This window comes from Vibrio japonicus (assembly GCF_024582835.1).
GTDB classification, from domain to species: domain Bacteria; phylum Pseudomonadota; class Gammaproteobacteria; order Enterobacterales; family Vibrionaceae; genus Vibrio; species Vibrio japonicus.
The window spans coordinates 1,780,600-1,797,857 of sequence record NZ_CP102096.1; the positions used below are offsets into that span (position 1 = coordinate 1,780,600).

At 43.8% G+C, this 17,258-nt stretch carries 18 protein-coding genes; 9 read left to right on the forward strand and 9 right to left on the reverse strand.

Annotated elements, in window-relative coordinates:
• Window positions 1-96: 96 nt before the first annotated feature.
• The 3 genes from glgA to topA form a co-directional block, all read right to left on the reverse strand.
• Window positions 97-1,551, reverse strand: a complete 1,455-nt coding sequence (gene glgA, locus NP165_RS08425; protein WP_257083531.1) for a glycogen synthase GlgA — start codon at window positions 1,549-1,551, stop codon at window positions 97-99.
• Window positions 1,541-2,758: a glucose-1-phosphate adenylyltransferase gene (glgC, locus tag NP165_RS08430; protein ID WP_257083532.1), complete on the reverse strand. Its 1,218-nt coding sequence runs from the start codon at window positions 2,756-2,758 to the stop codon at window positions 1,541-1,543. The genes glgA and glgC overlap by 11 nt, the downstream gene beginning before the upstream one ends.
• 403 nt (window positions 2,759-3,161) lie before the next feature.
• On the reverse strand, window positions 3,162-5,792 hold the full coding sequence (gene topA / locus NP165_RS08435; RefSeq protein WP_257083533.1) for a type I DNA topoisomerase: 2,631 nt from the start codon (window positions 5,790-5,792) through the stop codon (window positions 3,162-3,164).
• A gap of 366 nt (window positions 5,793-6,158) precedes the next feature.
• Between topA and NP165_RS08440 the strand changes: the two genes are divergently transcribed.
• Window positions 6,159-6,410 carry a YciN family protein gene (locus NP165_RS08440; RefSeq protein WP_257083534.1) on the forward strand — a complete coding sequence of 84 codons (252 nt, stop codon included), beginning with the start codon at window positions 6,159-6,161 and terminating at the stop codon, window positions 6,408-6,410.
• Window positions 6,411-6,453: 43 nt separating this feature from the next.
• On the opposite strand, the gene aroA is transcribed toward NP165_RS08440, so the two are convergent.
• Both aroA and NP165_RS08450 read right to left on the reverse strand, forming a co-directional pair.
• Window positions 6,454-7,734, reverse strand: coding sequence for a 3-phosphoshikimate 1-carboxyvinyltransferase (aroA, locus tag NP165_RS08445; RefSeq protein WP_257083535.1), 1,281 nt, complete (start codon window positions 7,732-7,734; stop codon window positions 6,454-6,456).
• 156 nt (window positions 7,735-7,890) lie between these two features.
• Entirely contained in the window at window positions 7,891-8,346 is a 456-nt protein-coding gene (locus NP165_RS08450; protein ID WP_257083536.1) for an outer membrane lipoprotein, read from the reverse strand.
• A gap of 18 nt (window positions 8,347-8,364) precedes the next feature.
• Between NP165_RS08450 and aat the strand changes: the two genes are divergently transcribed.
• The 3 genes from aat to infA all read left to right on the forward strand — a co-directional run bounded on the left by aat (window position 8,365) and on the right by infA (window position 10,081).
• The gene (gene aat / locus NP165_RS08455; protein ID WP_257083537.1) at window positions 8,365-9,093 is read left to right on the forward strand and encodes a leucyl/phenylalanyl-tRNA--protein transferase; all 729 of its coding nucleotides are present in this window, start codon (window positions 8,365-8,367) and stop codon (window positions 9,091-9,093) included.
• Complete coding sequence (locus NP165_RS08460; RefSeq protein WP_257083538.1) at window positions 9,083-9,781, forward strand: arginyltransferase; 699 nt, start codon at window positions 9,083-9,085, stop codon at window positions 9,779-9,781. The genes aat and NP165_RS08460 overlap by 11 nt, the downstream gene beginning before the upstream one ends.
• Window positions 9,782-9,862: 81 nt before the next feature.
• Entirely contained in the window at window positions 9,863-10,081 is a 219-nt protein-coding gene (gene infA / locus NP165_RS08465) for a translation initiation factor IF-1 (RefSeq protein WP_001040192.1), read from the forward strand.
• A gap of 66 nt (window positions 10,082-10,147) precedes the next feature.
• Here the strand turns inward: infA and NP165_RS08470 are convergent, their stop codons facing one another.
• Together NP165_RS08470 and cysS are read right to left on the reverse strand one after the other, a co-directional pair.
• The gene (locus NP165_RS08470; RefSeq protein ID WP_257083539.1) at window positions 10,148-10,726 is read right to left on the reverse strand and encodes a thymidine kinase; all 579 of its coding nucleotides are present in this window, start codon (window positions 10,724-10,726) and stop codon (window positions 10,148-10,150) included.
• Window positions 10,727-10,794: 68 nt separating this feature from the next.
• Window positions 10,795-12,177: a cysteine--tRNA ligase gene (gene cysS, locus NP165_RS08475; RefSeq protein WP_257083540.1), complete on the reverse strand. Its 1,383-nt coding sequence runs from the start codon at window positions 12,175-12,177 to the stop codon at window positions 10,795-10,797.
• Between the two features lie 203 nt (window positions 12,178-12,380).
• Between cysS and NP165_RS08480 the strand changes: the two genes are divergently transcribed.
• From NP165_RS08480 to NP165_RS08495, 4 genes are all read left to right on the forward strand, one after another.
• Complete coding sequence (locus NP165_RS08480; RefSeq protein WP_257083541.1) at window positions 12,381-12,875, forward strand: peptidylprolyl isomerase; 495 nt, start codon at window positions 12,381-12,383, stop codon at window positions 12,873-12,875.
• A 66-nt stretch (window positions 12,876-12,941) separates the two neighbouring features.
• Entirely contained in the window at window positions 12,942-13,670 is a 729-nt protein-coding gene (gene lpxH / locus NP165_RS08485; RefSeq protein WP_257083542.1) for a UDP-2,3-diacylglucosamine diphosphatase, read from the forward strand.
• 92 nt (window positions 13,671-13,762) lie between these two features.
• Window positions 13,763-14,971 carry an EAL and HDOD domain-containing protein gene (locus tag NP165_RS08490; protein WP_257083543.1) on the forward strand — a complete coding sequence of 403 codons (1,209 nt, stop codon included), beginning with the start codon at window positions 13,763-13,765 and terminating at the stop codon, window positions 14,969-14,971.
• 14 nt (window positions 14,972-14,985) lie between these two features.
• Window positions 14,986-15,480 carry a YchJ family protein gene (locus NP165_RS08495; RefSeq protein WP_257083544.1) on the forward strand — a complete coding sequence of 165 codons (495 nt, stop codon included), beginning with the start codon at window positions 14,986-14,988 and terminating at the stop codon, window positions 15,478-15,480.
• Window positions 15,481-15,541: 61 nt separating this feature from the next.
• On the opposite strand, the gene NP165_RS08500 is transcribed toward NP165_RS08495, so the two are convergent.
• Window positions 15,542-15,823 (reverse strand): YeaC family protein, encoded by a 282-nt coding sequence (locus tag NP165_RS08500; RefSeq protein WP_257083545.1) that lies wholly within the window; start codon window positions 15,821-15,823, stop codon window positions 15,542-15,544.
• 106 nt (window positions 15,824-15,929) lie between these two features.
• Here NP165_RS08500 and NP165_RS08505 point away from each other — a divergent pair, with 106 nt between their 5' ends.
• Window positions 15,930-16,745, forward strand: coding sequence for a DUF2989 domain-containing protein (locus NP165_RS08505; RefSeq protein WP_257083546.1), 816 nt, complete (start codon window positions 15,930-15,932; stop codon window positions 16,743-16,745).
• 54 nt (window positions 16,746-16,799) lie between these two features.
• On the opposite strand, the gene msrB is transcribed toward NP165_RS08505, so the two are convergent.
• Window positions 16,800-17,201, reverse strand: a complete 402-nt coding sequence (gene msrB, locus NP165_RS08510) for a peptide-methionine (R)-S-oxide reductase MsrB (protein ID WP_257083547.1) — start codon at window positions 17,199-17,201, stop codon at window positions 16,800-16,802.
• Between the last annotated feature and the right edge of the window lie 57 nt (window positions 17,202-17,258).

The window sequence follows — 17,258 nt, forward strand, 5'->3', positions numbered from 1 at the left end:
ACTCGTTGAAATTCAGCTTATATCAATTCTTGCCCTTTATCCCGTCTCATAACGAAAAAAGGCGTCAATTGACGCCTTTACTCTATTTTTCTGGTCTTAAATTGCCTGGCGGTAGAGCGAAACATATTCCGTAGCCGCTTTGTTCCAACAGAAGTTTTGTTGCATTGCATGGAGCTGAACACGTCTGAATTCTTCAGGTTGTTGTGCATAAAGCAGCAAAGAACGCTGAAGTGTCAGTAGTAAGTCCATCGGTTCGGGCTCCATGAAGACAAACCCAGTCGCGACATCCGGATGTTCATCGTAATCGTTCACACTGTCTTTGAGTCCACCGACCCCACGAACAATGGGTAACGTGCCGTAAGCCATGCTGTAGATCTGATTTAAACCACACGGCTCAAATTCCGATGGCATAAGGAAGAAATCTGATCCAGCCTCAACCAAATGCGCTAAACCGTTATCGTAAGCTTCAATAAACTTAAAATTATCCGGATGCAGCGCTTCCATCTCTCTTAGCTTATGAGCTAGTGCGGGTTCACCCGTCCCAACAATCACCAATTGTAGGTTGTACTTTAGAAACCTCGAAAGAATCGGCAGTAGATAATGAACACCTTTCTGGTTAGTCAGTCGGCAAACCATGCCGTATACCGCGACGTCTTTAATGTCCAGCCCAGCTCTTTCTTGCAAGCTACGCTTACATTCCGCTTTGCCTTTCACCATACTGTCGAGGTCAGCACTGTAATTGGCAGGTATCAGAGTATCAGTTTCAGGGTTCCACGAAGAGTAATCACAGCCATTCAGGATACCAACGAGATCGTCAGCACGGGCCTGAAATTCAGCCGCCATGCCATGGCTCCCCAATTCTGTTTTCAACTCTTCGGCGTAGGTAGGGCTCACAGCGTTAATTTTGTCTGCGTTTAATACGCCAGCCTTAAGCATCGATATATGGGTTAGGCTCACTGCCGCATCAGGTGCGTATCTGCCATGAAACTCCGAAATACACTGTAATTCATCGTAGCTAAATACCCCTTTAAATACCGAGTTATGCACGGATAACACGCTCTTCATTTCTGCATAAAAAGCATCATGCGCATAACGATGCTTGAGCAAAAATGGGACAAGACCGGTATGCCAGTCATTGGCATGCACTATCTCTGGCTTAAAGTTGAGTTTTGGCAGCATATCCAAACATGCGGTGCTGAAAAACGCGAAACGCTCACCGTTGTCATCGTATGCTTGATTATTTTCAGCATACATTTCAGGACGGTCGAAATATTGAGGGCAATCAATGGCGTAAACCGGTACACCAGCAACACTTAACTCTCGTACGCGATACTCAGTATGAGGCCAATGAGAGAGTTTGGTTTCTAAAATGACAGGCGCATTTTCAATGCCTGATATTTTTTGATACGCAGGGAGAGTAATTCGAACATCATATTTGAGTTCAAGGAGTGCTTCAGGCAGTGCCTTGGCAACATCTGCCAAGCCACCGCTTTTGATCAAACCTTCAACTTCTGATGCTACAAAGAGGATAGATAAATTCTCAGTAGCCAACGCGTGCTCCTTTTGGAATAACCACAATCCCGTTGTCAGAGACATGGTAGCGTTTTTTATCTTCGGTCAAGTTGACACCAATTTGCGTGCCCGGCGCGATATCGGCGTCTTTGTCGATGATGACACGTCTAAGCACACACCCCGCACCGACTTTAACATCCCCTAGCAGAATACTTTCGCTAATGTCACAAGCAGACGCAATGTTACTACGGAAACCTAGCACAGACTTTTCAATACGAGACCCACGTATATAACTTCCATTACATACTAGGCTATCAATGATCTGAACTCGACCGTTAGAAGAGTCTGTAAACGTTGCTGGTGGTAAAGGTGGGTAATACGTGTGAAGCGGCCATTTACGGTTATATAGAGAAAAGACACTGTCTTCTCCCAGTAAGTCCATATGAGCTTCCCAATAGGCATCAATTGTACCTACATCGCGCCAGTACACCTCTTCCCTTTCTCCTGGGATGGTGTTGGAGCTGAAGTCATAAACAAACACATCTCCTTTAGGGTACATTTTTGGAATAATGTCGTGACCAAAGTCGTGCGATGAATCTGGATTATCTGCGTCTTCGACTAACTCATCAAATAGCTTCTGAGCTTCAAAAATATAGTTCCCCATGGATACAAGCGCGTGCTCTGGATCACCTGGAATGGATTTCGGATTGGCTGGTTTTTCTTCAAAGCCAATCATTTTTCCCTCAGCATCAACTTCAATCACTCCAAATTGAGATGCTTCAGAAAGTGGCATGCGAAGCGCAGAAACGGTAAGAGATGCTTGTTTGTTTTTATGGAACGTCAGCATTTGCTTGATGTCCATCTTGTAGATGTGATCAGAGCCAAAGATACAAACCTGCTCAGGCTCTGCGAGTTTCATAAAGCCTAAGTTTTGATAAATAGCGTCAGCAGTCCCTTCATACCAACGCTTCCCAGTACGCATTTGCGCTGGAATTGGATCGATAAATCTGTCTGTGAGACCACTAATGTTCCACCCTTTTTTCAAGTGATGAAACAACGACTGGGACTTAAATTGAGTGAGGACGTAAATGCGCATTAAGTCCGCATTAATAAAGTTATTAAGCGCGAAATCAATAAGACGGTAACTTCCACCGAATGGTACCGAGGGTTTACTACGAGATTCTGTTAATGGACGTAAGCGTGAGCCTTCTCCACCAGCAAGGATCATACCTAAAACACCAGCCATATAGTTCTCTCCATATTCTTTTTTATATCGTATAAGTATTTTGGGGGGCTTATACGTATCTCTTTAGCATCCTAAATTTGCTAAGGACGGCCATGGCAACAAGTTAATAAAGCCGCCTTCTGCCTTGCATGGCAAACCAAAAGACTGATTGATAAGTTATCGTATTTCAGGAAGATTACAATTTGATTTACACGATACTTATAGTGCTATAGCCATTTAGTTTTACTGACCCTGATATTGCTCACAGAATCTTGGAACGGGCATACAATAATCTTACTAAATAGCGACGCAGAGGGTGTTCTGCATGGGGATCCAAGTGAGCACAAACTTGGCATAACTTTTAGCGGCAAGCTGAAGGGCAATAAAAAAGCAGCCATTTCAGCTGCTTTTTTCATTCATATTTCTACTTTTTGACAGGTTTTTTACGCTTATCGGTCACTTCCCATTTTCCGTCCACATAAAGCGCCGTATAGCCTGATGGTTTGCCGTCAATTTCAGAGCGTACATAGTTCTCTTTAGATTTACGGCTAAAACGCACCACCATAGGAAGACCATCCGGGTCTTTCTGCGGCGCTTCGGTCAAGTAGTGGAACTTCGGTGAAAGACGATCTTTAAACCTAACGAGTTCCTCTACTAACGGAGCGCGAGTCTCACGTGATTTAGGGAAAGTACTCGCAGCCAAGAACAGACCCGAAGCACCATCACGTAGAACAAAATACGCGTCTGAGTTTTCACATGGAAGTTCAGGTAGGTGTACAGGATCTTCTTTTGGTGGTGCAACTTCACCGTTCTTCAAAATTTTACGCGTGTTCTTACATGTTTCGCTGGTGCAATCCATGTATTTACCGAAACGACCATTTTTAAGCACCATGTCACTGCCACATTTGTCACACTCAACAACTGGGCCATCGTAACCTTTGACTTTGTACTCACCATGTTCGACAACGTAGCCTTCACAGTTCGGGTTGTTACCACAAACGTGCAGTTTACGCTTATCATCAATTAAGTAAGCATCCATCGCGGTTTCACAGATTGGACAACGCTTCTTAGCACGCAATGCTGCGGTTTCAACATCTTCTTCAAGAACGTTGATAATGCCTTCTTCATCACCCAAGTTGATGGTCGTTTTACAACGCTCTTTAGGTGGTAGTGCGTAACCCGAACAACCTAAGAACACACCGGTTGACGCGGTACGAATTCCCATCGGGCGTGAACACGTTGGACATTCGATGTCTGTGTAGACGATGTGATTCGGCTTCATACCACCGTGGTCTTCGTCTTGCTCTGCTTTTTCCAGATCGCCAGTGAAGTCTTCGAAGAAGTTATCGAGAACGCCTTTCCAGTTCGCCTCGCCTTCTGCGATTTGGTCGAGTTTTTCTTCCATACGCGAAGTAAACTCGTAATTCATTAACTCATGGAAACTATCGTCTAGACGGTCTGTTACGATCTCACCCATCTTTTCTGCATAGAATCGACGCTGCTCAACTTTTACATAACCACGGTCTTGGATGGTAGAGATGATCGAAGCGTAAGTGGAAGGACGGCCAATGCCACGCTTTTCTAACTCTTTAACCAATGCTGCTTCAGTAAAGCGCGCTGGCGGCTTAGTAAAGTGCTGCTTAGGATCGAGTTTAATCAACTCAATTTTATCGCCAATTTGTACCGCTGGAAGGATTTGATCTTCGTTCTTACCAAGAGGACGTTGAACACGAGTCCAACCATCAAACTTCAGAATTCGACCTTTCGCTTTTAACGTGTATTCCGCCGCTTTTACGCTCACTGTGGTTGAGTCGTACTTCGCTGGCGTCATTTGACAAGCAACAAACTGATTCCAAATAAGCGCATACAGCTTGTGTGCGTCCGCTTCCATACCGTTAAGGTCATCCGCCTTCACAGTGACATCTGAAGGTCGAATTGCTTCGTGCGCTTCTTGTGCCCCTTCTTTGCTGCCGTACACGTTCGCTTTTGATGGCAGGTAAGCGTCACCGAATTCACTGTTAATGTATTCGCGGACGGTTTCAACAGCTTCTGCACTCAGATTGGTCGAGTCTGTACGCATATAGGTGATGTAACCCGCTTCATACAGTCGCTGAGCCAACATCATTGTTTTCTTTACGCCGTAGCCAAGTCGTGTACTTGCAGCTTGCTGCAGCGTTGACGTGATAAATGGCGCAGAAGGCTTGCTCGATGTTGGGCGGTCTTCACGCTTACACACTTCGTAAGCCGCATTTTCTAGAACAGAAAGTGCAGATTTGGTTTCCGCTTCATTGACAGGTTTAAACGCCACACCGTCTTTCTGAGCAACTTGTAGACGGAAATCCGTTTTATCTGTGGTTTTGGTGTCTGCGTGAATATCCCAGAATTCTTCTGGAACAAATGCCTTAATCGCGCGCTCACGTTCAACCAGTAGCTTCACCGCTACCGACTGTACTCGCCCTGCAGACAAACCGCGTGCTACTTTTTTCCAAAGCAGCGGAGAAACCATGAAGCCAACAACGCGGTCCATGAAACGGCGTGCTTGTTGTGCGTTCACGCCATCCATACTGAGCTCACCAGGTTTCTGGAAAGCTTGCTGAATCGCATTTTTAGTAATCTCGTTAAATACTACACGTTTGTATCGCTCTTCATCGCCACCGATGATCTCACGAAGGTGCCAAGCGATGGCCTCTCCCTCGCGGTCCAAATCGGTTGCTAGATAAACGCAGTCCGCGTCTTCTGCTAACTTCTGAAGCTCTGCGACGACTTTTTCTTTGCCAGGCAGAATTTGATAATTCGCTTCCCAACCATGATATGGGTCAATGCCCATTTTTTTGATTAGAGATTTACGATCTTTTTCTTTCTTGATTCGTGCTTTTTCTTCAGGACTTAAGCCTTTGGTTGATACCGCTGCTGCTTTTTGACCTGTGCTTTGGCCAGCAGTTGGCAGATCACGAACGTGACCTACACTGGACTTTACAACAAAGTCTTTACCCAAATACTTATTGATGGTTTTCGCTTTGGCTGGCGACTCCACAATAACCAGTGACTTACCCATATTTGACTCAAGTGTCCTATTAATGACTGCGACTTATTTATCGCACAACATACTTAATAATTTGCTTCTTTTTTTACTATTGAGCGAGAATACTAGAAGATCAATATCTTTTTTCAAAATTAACTTTGATTGCTCGACAAATCGACGAAAGTCGTCGGTTTTGAAAGTGCCTCATACTAAACGTGTCAGATCCACTTCCGCTAGTCATAAGCCATATTTTATGTATCCTGTCACAAAACCAACCCAGTAAATCCCATACATCTGTAGTGAATCATTGATCTAGTACATTGGAAATCACCGGCTAAATTTCTACAATCTCACCATATCCTCTTTTATATAGAGGAAAGTAAGCCAAAGAGAAAATCTATGAGTGAAAAGAAAGTCATTTCCGAATTCGAATTGCTATTGATCGCTAACCACATCATCCAAGAACATGATGACTATATTGATGGAATGCGCGCAGAAAGTGTCGAAGAAAAAGAGGATGTTTTGGTGTTTAAAGGTCACTATTTCTTAGATGAAAATGGCCTACCAACAGCGAATACAACCGCCGTATTTAATATGTTTAAATATTTGGCGCATCACTTATCCAAAGAATTTACGCTAGAAAAACAGTAACAAAAAGTAAAGAGCCAGGATATAGACCCTGGCTCTTTCATTATTAACAGCTCAATGAGGCTAATTTGTCAAAGTAATCCGGGAATGTTTTGGATGTACACTTTGGATCGTTGATTGTCACAGGTGTATCGCTCAGTGCGACCAGAGAAAAGCACATCGCCATACGGTGATCATCGTACGTATCGATCGCTGCATGTTTAAGCTGAGCAGGAGGCGTGACCACGATGTAATCCTCGCCTTCTTCCACCTCAGCACCCACTTTACGAAGCTCTGTTGCCATGGCCGCTAAACGGTCTGTCTCTTTTACGCGCCAGTTGTAAACGTTACGAATAGCAGTCGTACCCTTAGCAAACAACGCGGTCGTCGCGATCGTCATTGCAGCATCTGGAATGTGGTTAAAGTCCATATCAACAGCGTTCAACTCACCGACGCGTGAAATTACGTAATCGTCGCCCCACTCAATCTGCGCACCCATTTTTTCTAGCGCGTCCGCAAACTGAATATCGCCTTGAATGCTGTTTTTGCCGATGCCAGTGACCTTAATCTCACCGCCTTTGATCGCCGCTGCGGCCAGGAAGTAAGAAGCAGAAGACGCATCACCTTCCACCAAGAAATCTCCCGGTGCGATATACGATTGGCCACTACGGATAACGAATTCTTGATAATCGCGGTTTTCTACTTCAACACCAAACTGCGCCATAATATGCAGAGTAATATCGATGTAGGGTTTAGAGACAAGCTCTCCGATGATCTTAATCGTCACATCGCCTTGAGCCAGAGGAGCTGACATCAAAAACGCGGTCAAAAACTGACTGGAGATAGACCCATCGATTTCGACCGTTCCACCTTTCAGGCCTGTTCCTTTAATCTTAAGTGGCGGGAAGTTCTCATTTTCCAGATACTCAATCTCAGCACCCGCTTGACGAAGCGCATCAACCAAGTGACCGATTGGGCGCTCTTTCATACGAGGCTCGCCAGTCAATACATACTCACCGCTACCCAGACACAAAGCAGCCGCTAATGGACGCATCGCTGTACCTGCGTTGCCAAGAAACAGCTCTTGAGCTTCTGTTGCTTCAAACGGTTTGCCTAGACCTTCTACTTCACACACCGTTTTGTCGTCGGATAGCTGATATTTAACGCCTAGCTTTGTCAGCGCATTCAGCATGTGACGGATATCGTCACTATCAAGCAGGTTAGTTAGACGCGTTGTTCCTTTCGCCAACGCCGCCAAAAGTAGCGCGCGGTTAGAAACACTTTTTGAACCAGGTAAGTTCACTTCACCAGAAATTTTCTTAATAGGTTGTAACGTAAGGCTTTCCATTTAAATTGTTGTTCCTTGCTCGCCCAGCCCTACTTACCGGGCGATAAAAATTCTTCGTACTAGCAGACTATCTAAAATCTTGGCGTAAAACCAGAGTCCAAACACCATTAAATCTGAGTATTTACTTAATTTCAGCCAACAAACGATGACTTCGTCTTAGTATTCTATATCGACTCTGACACCATCATTAAAATAGAGAATACGCACTCGGTCTCCCCGGCTAAACAGCATGTTTTTATCCACATCCTGAATCACGTCGATCAGCTGATTATTTTCGGTTTTAATTAGCAGCTCAACCAATCTATATTCCACCCTATACTCTCTATTAGCGCTATTTCTGGCGATCCCTGCACCTGCCACCGCCCCAACTGCAGTTGCCACTTCTTTTCCTCGACCACTACCAAACTGGTGACCAATCACACCACCGACGACGGCACCAAGCAATGTCTCCCAACCATTCGCTTGTGCTTTGACGATATCTTGCTCTGTGATGTAACGCACTGTCTCAACTTTTCCAAAAACGACATTATTGACTGGCCTAGCTTTGTTTCTTTCATACGCTGCATTGGCAAGCAGCGGAAAAATCAATATCATCAGTAACCACTTCTTCATACCTTGTTTCCTCGCTTTATGACTATTTACTTGACAGAGTTGGACCCAAAAGAGTTATGGTTCCCATCTCCTTTCGAAGCGCTAGACGACCCTAATGGTCTTCTCGCTTTTGGTGGCGACCTCTCTCCGAATAGACTTGTATTGGCTTACCACAATGGGATATTTCCTTGGTATGGCCCTGATGAGCCTATCTTATGGTGGAGCCCTACCCCTCGTGCAACCTTCGATCCTGCCAAGTTCAAACCTGCTAAAAGCCTTAAAAAGTTTCAAAAAAAGCACAATTATAAAGTAAGTATAAATAAAGCCACGAACTCCGTGATAGATCAATGTGCCGCAGTCAGAAGCAAGGAAGAAACTTGGTTGAATGAGGACATGCGTGCTGCCTACAAGCAGTTAGCACAAATGGGATATTGCCATTCTGTCGAAGTTTGGCAAGAAGAAGAGTTAATTGGCGGGTTGTATGGTTTATCGATTGGGCAGTTGTTCTGTGGCGAATCGATGTTCAGTCTACGTAGCAATGCGTCAAAAATCGCCTTGTGGTATTTTTGTCACCACTTTCAACAACATGGTGGAAAACTCATCGATTGTCAGGTAATGAATCCACACCTTCAGTCTTTAGGAGCACAAGAACTTGAACGTGAGGATTTTGCTCAAAGACTGCTATCCTTTAGGGAACGGTCCATTGAAAAAAATTGCTTTAATGAACAATGGTTAGCATCACCGTTAGAGGATACCAATGAGCTCTGATCTGCAACACATACGCATTGGCCTTACAGATAGCCACCCATGCAGTTATCTTTCAGGAAAACAAGAAAGAGTCGCTGTTGCGCTTGATCCAGCCATGCACTCTACCGCTAACTACGAACTTTTACTCGCTAACGGTTTTCGTCGAAGCGGAAATACTATCTATAAACCGCATTGTGATAAGTGCAGTGCGTGTGAAGCTTTACGTGTATCTGTCGCAGACTTTATCCCGTCTAAAAGTCAGAAACGAATCTCCAGTAAAGCTCGCAATTTTGAGTGGGTCTTAAAAACCCATATGGATGAAGGATGGTTTGAGCTATACTCTCGCTACATAGAGGAGCGCCATCGCACAGGTACAATGTATCCACCTCAGCAAGATGAGTTCGCCCAGTTTTCCCAATGCGCCTGGCTGAACACTCAATACCTGCACGTCTACGACAATGATAAGTTAATCGCTATCGCCGTGACCGATGTTCTTAGCCATAGCGCCAGCGCCTTCTATACTTTTTATGATCCGGATTATGAACTATCACTGGGCACACTCGCCGTATTGCTTCAGCTGGAATACTGTAAAAACGAAGGGAAACAGTGGCTTTATCTAGGCTATCAAATTGATGAATGCCCAGCCATGAACTACAAAGTCCGCTTTCAACGCCATCAAAGGCTAGTAAATCAGCGTTGGCAAGGGTAGAATGTGCCCCAACTTTACTAAATTCATTTTAATCGGCATTATACGGCGATTAAAATTGCCCATTTTTTAAAAGAGGATTAAATGGCTAAAGAAGACGTAATTGAGATGCAAGGCACTGTCCTTGATACTCTTCCAAACACAATGTTCCGTGTTGAGCTAGAAAACGGCCACGTAGTTACTGCTCACATCTCTGGTAAAATGCGTAAGAACTACATCCGTATTCTTACTGGTGACAAAGTAACTGTAGAGATGACTCCATACGATCTGTCAAAAGGTCGCATCGTCTTCCGTGCTCGTTAATCTCTGATTATCGAATACAAACAAAAAACGGAGCAATATGCTCCGTTTTTTGTTATTGATATAAACTTATTTGCCTAGTGCTTCTTTGTAGTGCTGTCGGCAAACTGACACATAACGCTCATTGCCACCGATGGCGACCTGATCACCTTCCGCAATCGCGTTGCCATGCTCGTCAGTGCGAATCACCATATTGGCTTTTCGTCCACAATGGCAAATAGTCTTCAGTTCAATCAACTTATCAGCCCAAGAAAGCAGATACTTACTGCCTTCGAACAGCTCACCCAAAAAGTCGGTACGCAAACCGTAGCACAGCACTGGGATATCTAACTTATCTACGACTTCTGTTAGCTGGTACACCTGCTCTTTCGTTAGGAACTGACATTCGTCCACCAAAATACAATGACGCTTTTCGACTTCATTAAGAGCTGCAATTTCTAGGTGAAGATTAGTATTGCTTGTGAACAAGTGTGCTTCTGACTGCAAACCAATTCGAGAGCTCACTTTACCGACACCGTAACGATCATCAAGTGCAGCAGTGAATATCACTGGTGTCATTCCACGTTCTTGATAGTTAAAAGAGGATTGAAGAAGAGTGGTGGATTTACCCGCATTCATAGCCGAGTAATAGAAGTACATCTGAGCCACTAATTAGTACCTATAAAGCCAAGATAGAAAAGAAAAGGGCTGAATTTACAGCCCTTTATAAAAATGAATTACTTACGACGCCAAATTGTCCCTTCAGGACCGTCTTCTAAGACGATACCCATATCTGTAAGCTTGTCACGTGCCATATCTGCGTTCGCCCAATCTTTAGCCGCACGACTATCATTGCGCAGTTTGATTAGCGATTCAATCTCCGCAACTTCATTGTCATTACCTGCATCCCCTTTCAGGAACGCTTCCGGGTCTTGGTGAAGAATACCAATGATATCAGCCAATTCACGCAATAGCGCACCTAGCGAGCTCGCCGCTGCCATGTCTTCTGTTTTCAGGCGGTTGATTTCACGCGCCATATCAAATAGAACCGAATACGCTTCCGGCGTGTTGAAGTCGTCGTTCATCGCGTCAGCAAAGCGAGTCACGTAAACTTCACCACCCGCTGGCTGCGCAGTCAGATCCAGGCCACGCAAAGATGTGTACAGACGCTCTAACGAAGCACGCGCTTGGTTTAGGTTGTCTTCGCTATAGTTAAGCTGGCTACGGTAATGACCAGACATCAGGAAGTAACGAACCGTTTCTGCATCGTAATGTTGTAGAACATCACGGATGGTAAAGAAGTTACCAAGTGATTTAGACATCTTCTCTTTGTCTACCATCACCATACCGCTGTGCATCCATGTATTCACGTACTGAGTACCGTGCGCGCAGCATGATTGAGCGATCTCATTTTCGTGGTGAGGGAACTGTAGATCCGAACCGCCGCCGTGAATATCGAAGTGGTTGCCAAGAATAGACGAGTTCATTGCTGAACATTCGATGTGCCAACCCGGACGACCTGGCCCCCATGGTGATTCCCACGTTGGCTCACCAGGTTTCGACATTTTCCATAGAACGAAATCTAGCGGGCTGCGTTTTGCACTTTCTACATCAACGCGCGCACCGGCCTGAAGTTGATCAAGGTCCTGTTTCGACAGCTTGCCATACTCGTCAAACTTACCAACTTCAAACATCACATCGCCGTTGTCTGCAACGTATGCAAAACCGCGTTCGATTAGCTTTTCAACAAGCGCAATAATTTCGTCAATGTATTGGGTTGCACGCGGCTCGATATCTGGGCGCTTCATGTTTAATGCGTCAAAATCCGCGTACATTTCACCAATAAGACGTTCAGTCAATGAATCACAGCTCTCGCCATTCTCATTTGCTCGTTTGATGATTTTGTCATCGATATCCGTGATATTGCGAACGAACGTTAGATCGTACCCAAGGTAACGGAGGTAGCGAGCCACGACATCAAACGATACAAACGTACGGCCGTGACCGATGTGACAGAGATCATAGATGGTTACTCCACAGACATACATGCCAACTTTGCCAGCATTGATTGGTTTGAATTCCTCTTTCTGTCTTGTGAGTGTGTTATATATCTTCAACATGATCTCTATCTGATTAATGGGTTGAACAAAAATAGTGGTTCAGTATATCAACTTGCGACCTGTTAAGTCATCCCTAGCAGACCGAAAAAGCCACGAATAAAGCCTATACTAATCACTCATAGGTAACTTTTCGCATGTTAAAGTCTGAAAAGTTACGATAGAATCGCGGATTCAAATCAAAAACATATGTAAAGGACATAATCATGATCACCCTTCACACTAATTTTGGTGACATCAAAATTCAGCTTAATGAAGAAAAAGCACCAGAAACAAGCGCGAACTTTTTACAGTACTGCCGTGACGGTTTTTACGACAACACACTTTTCCACCGTGTTATCGATGGTTTCATGATTCAAGGTGGTGGCATGGAGTCTGGCCTACGTGAAAAGGCGACTCGCGCACCAATTAAGAACGAAGCAAATAACGGCCTAAGCAACAAAGTTGGCACGCTAGCGATGGCTCGCACAATGGAGCCGCACTCTGCAAGCTCTCAGTTCTTTATCAACGTAAACAACAACACATTCCTAGACTTCCGTAGCGAAAGCCTAGACGGTTGGGGTTACTGTGTTTTCGCTGAAGTAGTTGAAGGCATGGACATCGTGAACAAGATCAAAGGCGTAAGCACTGGTTCATACGGTATGCACCAAGACGTACCACTTGAAGATGTCGTTATCACTGGTACGACTATCGAAGAATAATGATAGTTGGGAGGGGTGTAAATTACTCCTCCCCTATTGTCTTTTCCATCAGGTAATACGTTTTTTATGTCCACGCTATTTATCGCCGACCTTCACCTGTCCCCTTCTACTCCCGACATTAATCATTGCTTTAGTCAATTCATGCGCTCAGAGGCCATCCATGCAGATGCACTTTATGTGTTAGGTGACCTTTTCGATTTCTGGATTGGAGACGACGACAAATCAGAGTTTGCCAATTTTGTACGCGAAGAATTCAAGCAGCTAACAGATGCTGGTGTACCTTGCTACTTTACACGCGGCAATCGAGACTTTCTTGTTGGAAATCGCTTTGTGAAAGAAACGGGGGTCAAACTTCTTGGAGATGAAACGGTTATCGACCTTTACGGAAAAAAAGCGTTAGTGTTGCACGGGGACACGTTATGTACCCGCGATGTCAGCTACCTCAAATTCCGAGAGAAAGTCCACCAGCCTTGGCTACAATGGGTGTTTAATCGCATACCTATGTTTATAAAAAAGAAAATTGTCGCCAAAGTACAGTCTGGTATTCGGGATGAGAAGCAAACCAAAGCATTGGACATCATGGATGTGACTCAAAGCGAAGTAGAAAGAGTGATGTCCATTCAAAATGTCGACTTAATGATTCACGGTCATACTCATCGCCCCAAAGTTCACACATTTGATGCGAATCATACGACAAATACTAGAATTGTCTTGGGAGATTGGTACACTCAAGGGTCAGTACTGGTATACGATAAAAACCACTTTGACCTACAAAGCAGGCCATTTTTACGCTAGTTTCGACATCACTATTTTTCGTCATCAAAGATAAAGATTATGACGTTCTATTTTGGTGAGTGGTCGAACTAACTACGAGAAAGGTATACATCTTGAGACATTCGTATATAGCAAGGCAACCTATACTGGATAGCAATAAAAAAACGGTTGGATACGAGCTACTTTTCAGAGATGGTCCAAGCAACACATTTCCTGTTATTGATGCAGAACATGCAACGAGTCGTTTGCTGTCAGACCACTTTTTAACCACGCATTATGCGACACTTGGTAATAAATTAGGTTTTGTTAACTTCCCATACCAAAGCCTAATTAACAAAGTACCTACTCTGTTTCCTGCCAATAATCTCGTTGTTGAAATTCTTGAAGACTGCCCCCCTACTGCAGAACTACTAGAAGCTGTAAAAGAAATGGCCGCGCTTGGCTATACCATAGCGCTAGATGACTTTGTTCCCTCAAAAGAGTGGAAGGTTTTTTTGCCTTACATCAATATCATTAAATTTGATATTCGCGTAGTCCCTTTGCAAAAAGCGCAAATCTTTATTGATCGACTTTCCCACAGTGGTATTAAATTTCTCGCTGAAAAAGTCGAAACTTATGAAGAGTTTGAACAAGCGAAAGCCATCGGGTTTGCTCTGTTCCAAGGCTACTTCTTTAGTAAACCAGAGATGCTTGAGCGAAAATCTTTAGACCCAGACTTCTTAACCGTTGTTCAGTTAGTAACAGAAGTCTCTCAACAAGAAATCGATTACAAAAAAATAGAAGCTCTGATCAGCAAAGATGTGACAATGTCATACAAGTTACTCACTTGCGTCAACTCCTCCTATCTGGTCAGTCGTAAAATCGAGTCGTTCAAACAAGCACTTGTTTATCTAGGCGAAGAGCGCCTGCGTAAGTTTGTTTCACTTGTCGCACTAGCATCAAACCGAGACGATAAACCTGATTATCTCTATGGCTTGTCTATCCAAAGAGCACGATATTCTGAGTTGTTAATCCGCGAGGTGAGTTCGCGTATCGATCCTAGCCTCGCATTTATAACAGGCATGTTCTCACTATTAGACAGTTTACTAGACCGACCAATTGAACTAATCATTGACGAAATCCCCATCAATGAAGCGGTAAAAATCGCCTTGACAGAAGGCACTGGTGAACTTGGTCAGGTCATGGCATTGATCAAAGCATACGAACTTGCACAATGGGATACAGTCGCAAGCTATTGCGGGGAACTTCATTTAGATCAAGATGTGATAAGCAAATGCTACGAAGATTCAGTAAAATGGACGTCTGATTTACTCGCTATTTAAGATTTGGAGTACCTATGTCGTTATGTCCTTGTGGCAGCCAAAAAGCATACAGTGATTGCTGTGAGCCTATTCATCATGATTCGTCACTAGCAAAAACACCCGAGCAATTGATGCGTTCACGCTACTCTGCGCATGTTAAGAAGCTGACGGATTACGTCGTTGCTACTTATCATCCTAGCTGTGACGCACAAGCACAGCGCGCTGAAATTGCTGAGTCAATTGATAGTGATTGGTGTGGCTTAGACGTTGTTTCTTGTGAAAACGGTTCGAGTGACAACGAGGGTTTTGTTACCTTCAAGGCTTACTTTGATCTTGATGGAAAACAATACTGTTTGGAAGAGCGCTCACGCTTTGTTAGGGAAAACAACCAATGGTTCTACATTGACGGTACATTTCCGAGCGAACCTGAAGATGAGCGACTATCTCAACCCATTGCGAGCTTAAAAGTTGGTCGTAATGACCCTTGCATTTGTGGGAGTGGCAAAAAGTTTAAAAAGTGCTGCGGATAACACGGTTGCGATAAGAATAAAGGCAGAGTACCCCTGCCTTTATATAGACATAAATGCGATATTAATGATTCGGGTTCACTCTAACAATATCTTCTTGATTTGCTTGAAACTGCTTTTTCAGCTCAGCTTTAGACTTAAAACTAATTTCGCCTCCCTGAGCCACTGTCATATGCTGTGCTTCGTCATTATGTTTCGACTGGTACAACATGACAGCTTGCATACAAGAATCGCGTTGTTCTTGCGTTAACTTTGTGCCCTCAGGCCACTTTCCTGTTTCAACAGCAAAAAGTAGACGCTCATAAGCCTCAGGTGTGATGGCATCAATTAATTGCTTTGCGTCCATGATATATCCTTTGATTTAATTTGACAGCAAAGAACATAACTACCTACACCGTGGAGTCAAGGAACGGTCGATAAATAAGTCTTACGGATCACAAGCGACAACAAATATGAAAAGAACGAAAGTCATTACTTTAAGCATTTTATGCTTCTCGCTGTCTGGTTGTTTTGAAAATACACGCAACACCGACCAGCTATGTGCGGATAACCCTACACTACAATGCCAAAGACTTAACGTTGGAGATGGTCAATGTCGGTTACCTCGTACTGATTTGATATGGCACCGATTTGAGCGAATAAAAAATCCTACGCCATCGAATCTCATCCAAGAGTACAACTTGTTGGCAGAATACAAAAAATGCTTGGAACTTGCGTCTCAAATTCAAGCCATTGACCAAACGAAACTCAAAGAAGGTCGCTTTAATGCCTTGATGAACGCCAAGGAAGACATGGAAATCCTGGTTACCTCTTTGGGGCAATTTCAAGCACCTGAAGCCTTGTATTTTTTGTGGAGCCGACTAGGTAGTGACAACGCAAAACGCCGCTTTCTTCAACTTGAAGGAACACCAGCACTAGAGACCGCAGAAATGCAGTACGCACTTGCCACCTTTTATACGAGTCGTAACGACCAAAAAACCTACGACTTACTGATTCGTTCATTGGAACTGACTAATCAAGACAGTATCAATAACGAAGTTTTTAAATCTCTCGCAAGTACAACCCACCAAATGGACCAAAAAGAACAAGCGTATCTTTGGGCAATGGTGGCGAATCAATTCGGCGTTCCTATCGCATCAGAAAATGAACTCCACCTTCTATATGGTTTTGAGCAGGAAAAATACAAACGGTTAACTCAAGATGCCGAGAAAATAAAAAGCACCATCGAAGCTGGTGCTTTTGTAAGAACGAAAATTCCTAGTTACTGATAGTTCAATTGAAAGGATAAAACAAACAGCGGTGAGATCTTCACCGCTTTTTTGTCAATTGTTGAAAATTAACGACACAGAATTTACACAAAAACGCTCTCCGGTTGTCTTTGGTCCATCAGGAAAAACGTGACCAAGATGGCTATCACATACTGCACATCGTATTTCAGTACGCACCATTCCGTGACTTAGATCTTCCAAATAACGAATAGACTTATTATCTATAGGGGCATCGAAACTCGGCCACCCGCAACCCGAGTCATATTTGTTTGAAGATGAAAAAAGAGGCGTATTACAACAGGTACAAGAATAAATACCTGTTTCTCTATTATGCAACAACTTGCCACTAAATGGAGCTTCCGTACCTTGTTCTCTACACACTCTAAACTCTTCATCCGAAAGCCTCTCACGCCAGTATTCATCAGGCTTCATGAGTTTTTCTCTTTCTTGATTCACAGTTGATATACTCCATTTTACATACATAAAAAATGACTTTTTTTGTTAAAAACTTGC